Here is a 13,923-nt window from a genome sequence, read left to right on the forward strand (position 1 = left end):
CCAATGAAAGTGGATAATCACAGCGATGAACAGCTTACCTCCCGGGTGATTGATGAGGCCGCCGATTGGTTGGCGCGCATGCACAGCAAAAACCTGTCGGATGCTGAGAAAAATGCATGGGAGCAATGGTTGATACAGAGTGCCGAGCATCAGCGCGTGTGGAAAAACGCTGAGTTGCTTGTCGACCAATTTAATCGCCTTGAGCCTAAATTAGGGATGTCTGTGCTTGATCGACCGCGTGAGCTGGCATCCCGTCGCAGGTTCCTCCGCGCAGTTGCCACATCGCTATTTATTCCTGCCGCTACATGGTTTGGCGTCCAGTATTATCAGGCTAATCAAACGAATTTTTATCGCACGGCTACCGGTGAGCGCCGCGAAGTTATCTTGGTGGATCGCAGTGTCGTTGTATTGAATACCGCCACGGCGCTGAATGTAAATTTTGATAATTTGCAGCGCCTGCTGGAGCATAAAACCGGCGAAATTTTTGTGCGAACAGCACCTGATACTCACGCATCAAGCCGACCATTTCTGGTTGAAACCGATAATGGTCGAATGCGCGCTCTGGGTACGGAGTTTGTGGTCAGGCACAGCGACACGGGCACACGCTTGTCCGTCTTTGAGGGGGCGGTCGAGATCACAACCCGCCATAGTCAATCCAGAATAATTGTTGAGTCAGGGCAAGAAGTGAACTTCACTGCCCGGTCTATCGATGCAATAACACCCATTCAATCCGGTGCGGGTTCCTGGCGAAATGGCGTTCTCTACGCTCAAGGAATGCGCCTTGTGGATTTCACTAAAGAGCTGGCCAGATACCGGCCCGGCTTGCTGCATTGCAATCCCGCTGTTGGTGAATTGCGAGTAACAGGTGTTTTCCGGCTCACGGATACTGACACTGTTCTCCGCTTGCTCGCCGATACCTTGCCTGTAACCATTGATGCGCGTACCCGTTACTGGGTGACAATCAACCCTCGCCAATAAATTTTAAAAAATTCCATTTTGGGTGTCCGGTTTTTGCGTTTCGCCTGTCATGTCTTTTGAAAACTTCGTTCACTGACTTTTGACTTGGATCTAACCGATGTTTGAATACCGTACCCTTTTTCCCGCTCGCCGATTAACTCCGCGCAATACAGCGATCCATACCGCCCTGGTTATTTGTACTGGCTTGGCTATCGCCAATGTCACCATGGTTCCCAGCGCATGGGCACAAGAAAATATTCCTGCTCAGGAAGTAAAAACCTATCGCATTGACGCAGGGTCATTGGAATCCGCTTTGTTGGCATTTGCCGGTCAGTCTGGCGTTAATTTGAGTCTCAATAGCGATCATTTGCAGGGCTTGAACAGCGCTGGGTTGGTGGGCGCATTTTCAGTAGAGGAGGGGTTCTCGCATTTATTGAGTGAGACCGATTTGCGCGTTGTTAAACTGGAGGAAGGCAATTACACCATTGAAACTAAACCCGCGCCGACAGCAGTGAAAGCCCTGCCTCCGGTAATAGTTACCGCGCGTACCGACAGTAATGTTGTGGAACCATCCCGCTCAGTGACGCTTATTGAAAAGGAAGAGCTGGACACTTTACGTCAAGGTTCGGACAGCCTTGCCACCTTGCTTGGAAAAGCAATCGCAGGAATGGGCGATTCAACCCACACCATCACCGAGTATGGGCAGACATTGCGAGGCAGGGAGACATTGGTGCTAGTGGATGGCGTGCCGCTGAATACTAACCGCGGTTCTTCACGCAACCTGGCCAACATCAACCTTGCCGATGTGGAGCAAATAGAAGTGTTGCGTGGTAGTAGCGCCATTTATGGCAGTGGAGCGGCGGGTGGGATTATTTCAATTCGCACGCGTAAACCCGAAGGCGAAACCCAGGCGCGAACAACAATTAGCGGTGTTGTACCTTTATCAAAAATTGGTACTTCCGGATTGGGTGGTGAAGTCCAGCATTACATTTCAGCAGCTAGTGAAGTGGTGGATTACACTCTGAGCCTTGGTGCCCGTCATGTGGGTGGATCATTTGATGCAAAAGGAAATCGCATTGCGCCCGAGCCAAGCCAGGGTGATATGTTTGATTCAAATATTTACAGTGCCGCGACAAAACTCGGTTTTAAAATAAATGCAGATCAGCGTTTGCAATTGTCGGCCAGTTATTACGATGTGCAGCAAGATACTGACTATGCCACTGATCCATCTGTTGCTTCACTGCCACCAAATAGTGTTCCCGCTCGCTCGATAAAAGGGCTTGATCTGAAAGAGCAAAATCGCGTCCAGAATACACTTTTTGGTGTCGATTATGAACACCGCAATATCGCGGGTAATACGCTTGCGGCACAACTTTATTATCGGGATTTTTTCACCCGCTTTGCGCCATTTGATGCGCGCAGAGTTGCTGTGCGTGGCGGGAATGTTGATCAGTCAATGCAAAACTCTGAAGTCTATGGCGGGCGTTTGACGATCAAATCACCGTTTGGTGAGAGTAAAACTACCCAACTGGTGTGGGGTGGCGATTTTCACAATGAAGTCACTGATATGCCGTTGGATATTTTTGATCCGGTGATTTACGACGCAAGTGGCGGCTTGGTTTTCAAAAAAACAGGCAAACTTATTTATATGCCGGAAGTGACAACGGATGCATCAGGTGCGTTTGCACAATTGGAGCATCGCGTTAATAAGCGCTGGTCAATCGAAGCAGGAACAAGATACGACCGTGCCAAGGCAAGCTTCGACGACTTCATCCCCTTATCACAATCCAAATTAGCTAATCCCGGAACGGTTGCGGGCGGCTCAGTCGATTACGATGCATGGACATATAATGCCGGCACGGTGTTTTCTTTGACCAAGGCGCATGAAATTTATGCGTCGTTTAGCCAGGGTTTTCAATTGCCGGATATTGGTTTGCAGGTCCGTAATGCAACACCAGCATTTAATATCAATAGCTCAAATTTGCAGGCGGTAAAAACGGATACTACCGAATTGGGTTGGCGGGGGCGCTGGGATAATTCGCTGGCAACCTTGAGTGTATTTGAGTCCCGATCAGATTTAGGCGGCGTGCAAAGTTTTAATAATGGTCTTCGGCTGATTCGCACCAAAGAGCGAATTTTTGGTGTTGAAGGCGGCATTGATTATTTTACCGATGACGAGCGCTGGAGTATTGGTTCAACTATTACCTGGATGAAAGGCGAGGAGTTGCCACAAAATTCCAGTCAGTATCAGGACATGCCAGGCAATCGTATTCCCCCGTTAAAGTTTACTGCTTATGTCGAGTATCGGCCTTCAGAAAATTGGAGCCATAAACTCCAAACAACGGCATTTCAAGGAAAAGATTACCGACTTAACGGCGTTGCAAGTTTCAGCCGCAGGGATACGAATGGCTATGCCACAGTCGATTTAATTTCCCGCTGGAAAATCGATGACGAAAGCAGTGTTGCGATGGGTGTGGAAAACCTTCTTAACCACTATTACTACCCACTCTACAGTCAACTTCTTCGTAGCGATAGCAATACCAGTCATTTGCCTGCAAGTGGAACGGTGTTGAAGCTAAGCTTTACCCATAACTGGTAATGGATTTTACAAGAAAGGCGCAGCCTTAATTGGCTACGCCTTTCAATAAAACAAACTTATCGTCAATACAAGCTGAAAATGTTTCTGCAGTAAACGCAACGAATTGAAACCTTCAATTCGTTAAGCCGTTTATATTTTTTATGTAATGATAAAAATAATAAGTAAGTTACTTTCATTTCACGAAGCGCCATAAATACACTTTTCCTTACACTCGCGAATGTGAGTTCTTATTTCCTATGCTCACGAATGTGAAGCCCTAAAAAATCCATAAATTAAATTAGCGGTGTCGCTCTATGTGTTGTAGAAGCGGTGATTAATCTTGTGCTGGTTTGAATTAATTTAATTTTTATTTATTAAAAATATTTTTTTGTTTTTAATCTGTTTTTGGGCGACAAAATTCACTTCAATCGCAAAAACACATTGATATATTATTTTGTTGGGTATAGATTCTCAAATGAAAATACTTATCATTTGTTTAAAGTGAATATCTCAAAGGATGACAAACAATGTCCGCTCAAAATAATGCCTTGTTACTTTCCGCTTCTTCAATTTCACCTGAGCCGCTTTTGTATTTAAGTCAAAGTGATTTGGTGGGGCTGGGGGCAGCATCCAGCCATCATTACATTACTGCCGTTACCCAGGGTTTAATTCAGCACGCTGAAGGGCAGGTGGTTCAGCCGATTAAACCTTATTTGCGTTGGCCTGAGGCAAATCATATTGCAGATCGCATTATTGCTATGCCTTGCTATCTTGGCGGCAATACGCCGGCGGCGGGAATTAAATGGGTGGGTAGCCGAGAGGCAAATGGCCGTAAATTTGGATTGCCCCGTGCAAGCGCTGTCATCATTCTTAATGATGTAAATACAAATTATCCCATCGCGATTTTAGAAGGGAGTTTGATAAGCGGTATGCGCACCGCAGCGGTCACTGCAATCGCAGCCAGGTATCTGGCAAAAACCGGATTCAAATCCGTAGCCTGTGTTGGTTGCGGCCCCATAGCTAAAATGCAAATTGTTACGCTGATTGAACAATTCCCTGCTGTCGAAAATATTTATCTATTTGATATTAACCCACATGCCGCTGAAATTTTTACCCGTCAGTTTGGTGAAAATTATCCGCACATTCATTTCCATGCAATGGATTCCGCCAAACACGCCGTAAAGCAAGGCGATGTGGTTGTAACCTGTACGGTGACCGATTCTCCATACATTGAATACGACTGGATAAAGCCAGGGGCATTCATCAGTAATGTATCCATTATGGATGTTCATAAAGAGGTTTATGAGCGCGCCGATAAAGTTGTGGTTGACGATTGGGAACAGTGTAATCGCGAAAAGAAAATTATTAACCAGTTAGTGCTTGAAGGGCGTTTTTCCAAAGAGCAATTACACGCTGAGTTGGGGGAGTTAGTCACCAATAGAAAAGTGGGGCGTGAAAATAACGAAGAAATTATTTTATTAAATGCAATGGGTATGGCAGTAGATGATATTGCGTGTGCGCGCCATTTTTACGAATTAGCAAGAAGCCAATCAGCCGGCACTGCTTTGTCGTTATTCTAAGGATTTAATTATGCGCTTCTGGTCGGATTACCATCGCCATTTTTTCTTTATTTGTAGTTGCCAATGTCTAGCGACATTGGGGCTTATGGCGATGGTACCGATTATGCCCTTATATTTGGAAACCATAGGTAAAGGTTACGAACCTTATTGGTCCAGTGTTGCACTCGCAGCGCCAGCCATTACCGGAATATTATTTTCAAAAAAAATGGGCGCAGCCTGCGATAGGTATGGCTATCGCTTTATGGTGGTTATGGCTCTGGCAGGGTTTTCAGTGAGTATGTTTTTAATGGCGCTGAGTGAGTCCATGATCGGTTTTTTAATGGGGCGTTTATTGTTAGGCGCGGCGGGTTTGAGCTTAACGCTAACGGTATTTTCCTGTGCGGCAAGCTTGGTGTCACGGCGGGGGCAATCGCTGGGCTTATTGCAAAGTGCTGCAGCACTAGGCTCTTTAGCCGGGCCGGCAATTGGTGGTGCCATGATGGATTTTTGGTCGCTGCCTTTATTTTTAGTTCTAATCGCTAGCTTTGCTGGCATGGCTGCAATCGTAGCGCCTTGGCTACTGGATGAGCCGATAAAAATAAAACAACCGCCAGTATCCGGTGCTTCTCAATTGTTGGTCGACAATAACAGCGGTCAAATCGTACAAAAAAATACCGCTTTGAAATATTGGGCAATTGCTGCCTGTTTATCGCAAGCAGCGGCGTTTGCATTGGTTAATGTATTTGTGCTTTTTCTGGAAGGTCGAGTGCAGGGTTTGCCCTTGGCAACATCGGCGGGTGTTATCCATGCGGGAGCTTGGGCAGCCACCATGCTTTTTAGTCCCTGGTGGGGTAGGGCCAATGATCGCTACTCACCACGGCGCAATTTTTTTCTGGCCGCTTTAGGTTGTGCAATCTCAATCGGTGTACTGCCATTTATCCACGACCTTTGGTTAATTGTTGCATTACGTTTTTTTCAAGGTGCATGTTTTTCCGCGCTCGCACAAACCATATTTTATGCGCTGACACTCGATAAAAATAATGCCTTGCCGGGGGCGGGCGTTGGGCTTGCAAAACAGTATTTGCTGGCTGGGCAAATTGTTGGCCCGCTATTAGTGGCAATACTAATTCCCTGGGTATCAGTGACTTATATTTTGTACTGTGTTTCAGGTTTATTTTTACTTTCTGCGTTTGTTGCTTTCTGTGTGACTGAGAAGCAAACAAAAAGCACATTACTTTCCGGGGCGACACAGTTGACCTTACAAGAAAAAAACTAATCAGCTGCGAATTAAGTCATTGTGCAATAGGTTCTCCATGACGCAGAGCCAATCATAGGTTTACGGTTTCATGCTGTTTGTTTGTCATCGCCAGTAACAATTAATCCACGAACTAATAATCCACACACCAATAACCCACGAACCAGTAACCCACGAACCAGGGAGATAAAATAATGAACTCATTGTCCATCGCTAATTGCATCGGAAATACCCCTATAGTCCGATTGAGTCGCATTTTCGGTAACCAGGATGTCCGTGTTTACGCCAAGCTGGAATTATTAAATCCCGGTGGCAGCGTAAAGGATCGGCCAGCCAAATTTATTATTGAGCAAGGTTTGCGTGACGGCAGTATTCCCAAGGGGGCGCACTTAATTGAAAGCACCTCGGGGAATTTGGGTGTGGCATTGGCAATGATGTCTCGTGTGTACAACTTACAACTCACTTGTGTGGTTGACCCTAATATTTCCAAAACCAATTTGGAAATTATGAAGCTCTATGGGGCGCATATTGAAATGGTGACTGAGCGTGATGCTTGTGGTGGATATCTGGAAACGCGGATTGCCCGTGTTAAATCACTATTACAAGAAAAACAAAACGGCGTGTGGATTAATCAGTACGCGAATGTACGTAACTGGCAAAGCCATTACCATGGTGAAGGTGAAGAATTGCTAAAGCAATTACCTGAGCGTCCGGATTACTTGGTAATGGGTGTCAGCACGTCCGGCACAATATTGGGAATTGCACGGCGATTGCGTGAAGCCTATCCGGAATTAAAAGTGATTGGTGTGGATGCACTGGGTTCAATGTTGTTTGGTAATAAGCCTGGCAAACGGTTTTTACCGGGTATTGGTGCGAGTCGTGTGCCTGAATTGCTGGCTAAAGAAGAAATTGATGATGTGATTTATGCCAGTGATTTGGAGTCATGTGAAAGTTGCCTGGATTTGGTTAAGGATGAAGGTATTTTTGCCGGTGGTTCATCAGGTTCTGTGGTGGCTGCAATCAAGAAATTAATTCCTCATATTCCTAAAGGCAGTTGTATTGCTACTCTTTTTCCTGATCGCGGTGATCGCTATATGGATCTGGTTTATAACGCAGAGTGGCGAGCAACTCTGCAACAGGGTGATGCGCAGTTTATTCCCCAGTTTATCCGCAAAAAAATGCCTGCAGTTTGTACTCCTGAGTACGATGTATCCTTGGCAGTTTAAATGAGATGGGAATGACAATGAATATTCATATGGAAAATCCGGTTGAAAATCGCAAAGAAAGTTTCGTTGCAGAAGCGAAGCTAAAGGAGCTTTTTGACGGTTTGGTAATGGAAAATATTTTTGCTCTGCAGGAACGCTTCACAATCAGCCGAACGCTCAATTTTTCGATAGAGCTACCTGATTTTTTGCTGCAGGAGAATGAGCATTATTATTCGTATGAACTGCAAAGCGGGGCATGCCTTGTCGCACGTGTAACCACAGAGGTTGATGTTCAAGTCTGCCGTTTAAGCCGGGGGCCAATTATTTTTTGTGCGCAGGGTGCGCGCACAATAACCGGAATTAATGACGCACTGGCCTTGATGAAATGTCTGGTGCAATACGCCACGGAAGATTCCTTGCCGGACCTGAGTGGGCTGGATGATTTCATGCAAAATTTGGCCTTAGCTCAGGCGCAATCGACATGGTCGTCAGAATATCTCGACATCATCATTGAAAATTGCCGGCAGCACCATGTTACCTTGCATCATTGGGAACAGTTATCGGCTCTACGTGATCGCCCATTCCATCCCTTGGCAAAGTCAAAAAAGGGGTGGAGCGCAGAGAATTTCCGGCAATACTCTGCGGAAACCAGTGATGGGTTTGGTTTAACCTGGGTTGCAGTGAACAATAATCATCTTGTAGGTAATGCCCAACTCCAAGGAATGGTAATTGCAGAGCAGTTGCTTAACGAAACAGAACAAAACGCTTTATCTAATGCATGCAGAAACATTGCTCTGGACTGTACACAATATACGCTTATTCCGGTTCACCCCTGGCATTTTAAACTGCATTTAAAAAAGGAGTTTGATCCCGAAATTAATGATGGCCAGATAATATTGGTGACAGAATCCCTGGGGAGCTTTTTGCCCACTGCATCCGGCAGATCACTAATTCCCAATCACCAAACGGCAGTGCACGCCAAATTGCCCTTGGCGCTATTGTGTTTGGGCGCATTGCGTATCCTGCCGTCCCGCTATTTATTTAACGGTTATCAAGCGCAGCAAATGTTGGCGGCGATAATTGCGCGAATGCCGGAGAGGGGAAAAATAAATTTGTGTGATGAAAGCCAATGGCTGGCTTTCTTACCAGAGAATACGTCTGAGCTATCTAACCGATCCGGATTCCTATCTTGTCTGTTGCGGAGTTACCCGGAAGCTGATGGTAAAACTTTAATTCCCATGTCGGCTCTTGCGGTAGCAACCAAAGGCAAGGTGCCTGCCATTGAGTGGTTGTATCATCAGCATGTTACAGACCATTCAATAGCTGAATTTTCCCTGCAAACATTTACCGCAATTGCCAGATTGTTTTGTGAGTTTTCATTCCATTGCTTTAGCCATGGCGTGATGCCTGAAGTTCACGGGCAAAATATTCTGGTTACATTTAATTTCATCGCCGTGGAACAATTAACCTTGCGTGACCACGATACGTTACGCATCTTTCCTCCGTGGTTGCAGCAACAACAAATTCCCCTGCTTGATTACCAGATGGATTGGTCAACACCGAACTCCTTGATTTGTTTATCACCACAGCAATTGCTCAGTTATTTTTTAACCTTGGGCGTTCAAGTGAATTTGCGCGCAATTGCAGATGCTTTGTCACAGGCCTACGGTATACCTATGGCTGAATTTTGGCGGCAACTAAAATGTGTGATTGAAAGCCTTCTCAACGAAATGAATTTGCCGGTTATGTCAAAAGCCATTCTGCGCAAGGAGATTATAGATAGTCACTTGTGGCCATCGCGACAAATCTTATTGCCTTGTTTGATTAAGCGAACCCGTATGATGGGGATGCCAAGTGCAACAGGAAGTGTGACAAATCCTTTTCATTGTGTGGAAGAGAGAGGTAATTAATGAATTTTTTAACCAAAATCTTGATTGATGCAAGCGGTGCCCATCTTTTTCACACAGAAGAATATATCCAGAGCAGGCGACGTTTGTTTAAGCAATTAATACAGGCGCTGGTGTACGAAGACACAATTAAGTATGCAGAAAAAAAACTATCAACCAGCCTTATTGAGTTCAGCGTGCAGGGTGTTGCCAAAAATGGACAGCCAGTGATTTATAGCTGCAAAGGCTACCGTAGGGCAAGCTTTGGGCGGGTTGAGCTAAGTGCTGAACCAGTATTGCGCACATGCTCCGGTCAGGTTAGTGAAACTGTATCCGTGCGTGAGTTTCTCAGTGAAATAGCAGGCAGTTTTACTATAGCTGCAGAGTTTATGGAGCGCTTTATTCAAGAGCTAGATCATACACTCGCAAATGATACCGCTGCTTTGTTTTATGCCAATGAGCAATATACATATGGTGCCGATAATCAAGCTATTCGATTGCTGAGGAATATGCTCTATGACGATATCGAAAGCGGTTTGCTCAGGGCACATCCATATCATCCTTGTTATAAATCGCGTATTGGTTTTGATGCTGTCGATAATCTCCATTATGGCCCGGAGTTTTCACCGGATATTAAGTTGGTTTGGCTCGCCGTTAGAAAGTTAAATTGTTTGTCGATTGCTTCGCCTTCACTAAGCGAATTGGATTTTTACCAGCAGCAGTTAGGTGATCAGTTAATACAATTTAATACCTTGCTCAGGGGGTATGGATGCAATCCTGATGATTATGCATTTATGCCGGTTCACCCCTGGCAGTGGTTAAACCAATTATTACCGCTTTATACGGCCGATATTCATCAGAAAAATATTATTTTGTTGGGGGAGGGAGTTGAAATATATCGCCCGCAACAATCTATCCGTACGCTCGCTAATGCTGTTCGCCCTGAGTTGCATTACGCAAAGCTCGCGTTGAATATTGTCAATACCTCCACAGCGAGAGGTTTAGCGGAACATACAATTGCTAATGCACCGGTTATTAGTGACTGGCTGCATCGCTTGGTTGCTGAGGATAGTTATTTAGCGAAGGAACTCAATCCAATTATTCTCAGGGAGGTTAAGGCAATTAGCTTTTCATCCACGTGTGAGGCTATCGCCTCTGGGCAAATCGCATGCCTGTGGCGAGAAAGTCTTTACCCCTATTTAACAGCCGATGAGCGAGCTATCCCATTCAGCGGTTTGACGGAAATGGATCGTGATGCGCTACCGGTAATTCAAAATTGGGTTGCCCGCTATGGGGTTTACGAGTGGTTGGTGCAGCTATTAACAGTGAGTGTGCTGCCGCTGATTAGGCTGCTTTATGCTCACGGTGTTGCCTTGGAGTCCCACGCCCAAAATATGATTCTTATTCATAAAGATGGCTGGCCCATCCGCGTAGCCTTTAAGGATTTTCATGATGGTGTGCGTTTTATTCAAGGCCAGGTAACTCACAGTGAATGCTTAACTATTTTGCGTGCGACACCCCGGCAGCACCTTGCGCGCAATAGCAGTTCTTACATTAGTGCCAGCGAACCCGAAGATGTAAAAAATTTTTTGTATAGCGCTTTTTTTTCAATGAACCTTTCAGAGGTTGCATTGTTTTTTGACCTTCACTACCAAGTTGCTGAATCAACATTTTGGTGTTTAGTCAACGATTGCATTATGGGTTATCAGCGCGATTTTCCTGAGCAATATAAACAATTCCAACTGTTTAATCTCCAGTCTGAGTACGTGATTGTAGAAGCCCATACCAAGCGGCGACTGCAAAATGAATCATCTATTCGCATTAATCGGGTTAAAAACCCCTTGTTTTCCCAGCCATTCCCTAGTTCTTCGCAGCCCATCATGGAAGTTTCACATCATGAATAAATTTGCCCCTGAATCCATTGACCTGATTGCTTACCGCTATTCGGCATTAGCGCTACTCAATTGTTATGTCAGAGAAATTGCGATACCAAATGATTTGTTGGAATTTATCCCGAATAAAATTGAGAAAGGCCCTGCAGGAATGTTGCTTGTCAAGTTTCCACAGCTCGGAAAGCGCTTGTCAGTTAAGGTTGCGAATCGCTCTGCAATTGGAAATTATATTTATACCTCTGCGTTGTCTATTGCCGATTTTAATGCCGGTTCGGTTTTTGAATTATTGCCATGGAAAAGCCTATCCACATTGATAGTGGAGGAGCTTTGCCTGCGTTACCAGAATGCTAAGGTAAAGCAGGAAATGCTTGATCAAATACAAAATAGCACGGAGTTTATTCAACAAAGTGTCGCCCGTTGTTTTGATGTCGGCGCAGAACACTACAGCGATTATATCGAGTCAGAATCTGCGCTTATTTATGGTCATAGCTTTCATCCTGCGCCTAAATGTCGGCAAGGATTCTCTGCAACAGAATCTTTACGTTATAGCCCGGAATTTGGCAGCGCGTTCCAATTGCATTATTTTGCGTTGTCTCCCCAGGTTCAGTGGGTGGCAAACAGCAGTGAGCTTGAAATACAACCTTTAGTTGAGCAAATGGCGCAGGTGTCCCGTCATGATATTCCCGCTGGATGGAGCCTTGTGCCTTGCCACCCCTGGCAAGCCAACTACTTATTGCAGCATGCCCCCATTCATAAAAGTATTGAAGAGGGAGTAGTAAAATACCTTGGCGCTTCGGGTATTTATTTTAAGCCCACCATATCCGTCCGCACCTTGTATAACGCTGATTTCCCCTATTTTTTAAAATGTTCACTGAGTATGCGAATCACCAATAGTGTGAGAAAGAACGCTTATTATGAACTTGATGCAGCGGTCAAGTTGACAAACATTCTTTCGCCTATTGTGGTTGGTATGAAAAAGCAGTTTCCGGGTTTTGAATTTGTACTGGAGCCTTTTGCGTTATCCGCTGATATTCCGCATGCGGATGAAAATGTTCAGGCGGATTTGCGTAGCCATTTCGGTGTCATCTTTCGTGATGCCAAACCATTTCAATTTTCACAAAACATTCAGAATGTGTTGAGTGCAACTTTATTTGGAGATAACCATAAAGGGGAATCCTGGTTAGAAAAATGTTTTAACTCCCTGGGCGCAATCAAGGGTACCTCGCAAGGCAACCAGGTTGCCCTTGAATGGTTTTCGCTATATCTCAGTCATCTTGTGCAGCCGCTATTATCTGCATATTTCGAGCAGGGCGTTGTGTGCGAGCCGCATCTACAAAATGTGGTTGTAAAATTGGAAAGTGGATGGCCTGTTGGTGTCATATTGCGGGATTTGGAAGGCACAAAATTAATTAAAGGGATGTGGGACCAAAGCTTGCTGCATGGAATGCAAGGACAAGCCCTGACCAGTGTGTTACACGATGAAAATAAAACCTGGCAGCGGCTCAATTATTGTTTATTTGTGAATCATCTCGGGCAAGTGATTTATCAGATTTGCCGATTTGGCCTCAATGAACAGCAGTTGTGGGAAATGGTACGAAAAACCTTGGAACGTTTTTCCACTAGCGTTAATTCGGAGCTGGTTGATTTAGAATTAGTTGAGCGGCGTATTGGGGGATTATTAAAAGGGGATGCCTTAATTGCCAAAGCCAACCTGATAACACGATTTTTTCAACATGCCGATAATGATGCGAGTTATGTATTGCTGCCCAATCCCATGGTTACTTCAGTGGAAGAGGTAATGGAGTATGCATAGTGGGTTGCGCGCGCGCGTTCATAACAAAGAGCCGCTGTCGGGGATTTTTTGTTTTACTCCATCACCATTGCTAGTGGAGTTTATTGCTGTTGCAAACTACGACTTTGTAATCATTGATCTGGAACATAGCCTCACGGATATGCAAACCTTGGATCATATGATTGTGACCGCTCGCAGCCACGGATTGGCTGTATTGGTCAGGGTTCCGTTGGCGCGATCCCATTTGGTATTGCCCATACTCGATGCGGGAGCCAGTGGCATAGTGTTTCCGCGTATTCAATCGGCAGAGCAGGCACGAATGGCTGTGCGCTTATGTCGCTATGCGCCGGAAGGTGATCGGGGGCTAAGTGTGCACCGCCATTTGAATTTTCAATCTGATGAACTCGCCATGCGCAATCAGAATGTAAACGATAGTGTTTGTGTGGTGTTAATGATTGAAGATAAAAACGGTGTTGAAAATTGTCAGGAGTTAGCCCGTGTGGATGGCGTTGATGTGATTCTGGAGGGCGCAGCAGATTTATCTGCATCTCTTGGTGTGCCCTGGCAAACACAACATCCCCTGGTGAAAGATTCATTAAAAAAGATTGCAACGGCTGTTGCATCAAGCCCTGCACAATTTTGCGCAATTCCCCGAGCCACTGAAGACTACCAAGCCTGGTTGGAGCAGGGGGTATCTATGTTTGTTCTTGGGACGGATCGCGGGGTGATAAGGCAGGCATTGCAGGCCAATAAAAACAGGTTTAGTGCGTGACCTGTATTTGAAGACTAATTCCTGTGA

The 13,923-nt window shown here is 45.3% G+C and carries 9 protein-coding genes; all 9 read left to right on the forward strand.

Annotated features, from left to right (window positions below; translation table 11 throughout):
* The first annotated feature begins 3 nt into the window (after nt 1–3).
* The 9 genes from NNX04_RS02985 to NNX04_RS03025 all read left to right on the forward strand — a co-directional run bounded on the left by NNX04_RS02985 (nt 4) and on the right by NNX04_RS03025 (nt 13,896).
* Entirely contained in the window at nt 4–978 is a 975-nt protein-coding gene (locus NNX04_RS02985; protein ID WP_261947458.1) for a FecR domain-containing protein, read from the forward strand.
* A 97-nt stretch (nt 979–1,075) separates the two neighbouring features.
* Entirely contained in the window at nt 1,076–3,556 is a 2,481-nt protein-coding gene (locus NNX04_RS02990; RefSeq protein WP_261947459.1) for a TonB-dependent siderophore receptor, read from the forward strand.
* 506 nt (nt 3,557–4,062) lie between these two features.
* Nucleotides 4,063–5,115 (forward strand): 2,3-diaminopropionate biosynthesis protein SbnB, encoded by a 1,053-nt coding sequence (gene sbnB / locus NNX04_RS02995; RefSeq protein WP_261947460.1) that lies wholly within the window; start codon nt 4,063–4,065, stop codon nt 5,113–5,115.
* A 10-nt stretch (nt 5,116–5,125) separates the two neighbouring features.
* Nucleotides 5,126–6,370, forward strand: a complete 1,245-nt coding sequence (locus NNX04_RS03000) for an MFS transporter (protein ID WP_261947461.1) — start codon at nt 5,126–5,128, stop codon at nt 6,368–6,370.
* Nucleotides 6,371–6,543: 173 nt separating this feature from the next.
* A complete protein-coding gene (gene sbnA / locus NNX04_RS03005) occupies nt 6,544–7,575 on the forward strand; it encodes a 2,3-diaminopropionate biosynthesis protein SbnA (protein WP_261947462.1) in 1,032 nt (343 codons plus the stop codon).
* Nucleotides 7,576–7,586: 11 nt separating this feature from the next.
* On the forward strand, nt 7,587–9,464 hold the full coding sequence (locus NNX04_RS03010) for an IucA/IucC family protein (RefSeq protein ID WP_261947463.1): 1,878 nt from the start codon (nt 7,587–7,589) through the stop codon (nt 9,462–9,464).
* Nucleotides 9,464–11,344: an IucA/IucC family protein gene (locus NNX04_RS03015; RefSeq protein ID WP_261947464.1), complete on the forward strand. Its 1,881-nt coding sequence runs from the start codon at nt 9,464–9,466 to the stop codon at nt 11,342–11,344. Before NNX04_RS03010 ends, NNX04_RS03015 begins: the two co-directional genes overlap by 1 nt.
* The gene (locus tag NNX04_RS03020; RefSeq protein WP_261947465.1) at nt 11,337–13,145 is read left to right on the forward strand and encodes an IucA/IucC family protein; all 1,809 of its coding nucleotides are present in this window, start codon (nt 11,337–11,339) and stop codon (nt 13,143–13,145) included. The genes NNX04_RS03015 and NNX04_RS03020 overlap by 8 nt, the downstream gene beginning before the upstream one ends.
* The gene (locus NNX04_RS03025; RefSeq protein WP_261947466.1) at nt 13,138–13,896 is read left to right on the forward strand and encodes an HpcH/HpaI aldolase family protein; all 759 of its coding nucleotides are present in this window, start codon (nt 13,138–13,140) and stop codon (nt 13,894–13,896) included. The genes NNX04_RS03020 and NNX04_RS03025 overlap by 8 nt, the downstream gene beginning before the upstream one ends.
* Nucleotides 13,897–13,923 lie beyond the last annotated feature (27 nt).

The sequence above is a fragment of the Cellvibrio sp. QJXJ genome, assembly GCF_024452345.1.
Lineage (GTDB): Bacteria > Pseudomonadota > Gammaproteobacteria > Pseudomonadales > Cellvibrionaceae > Cellvibrio.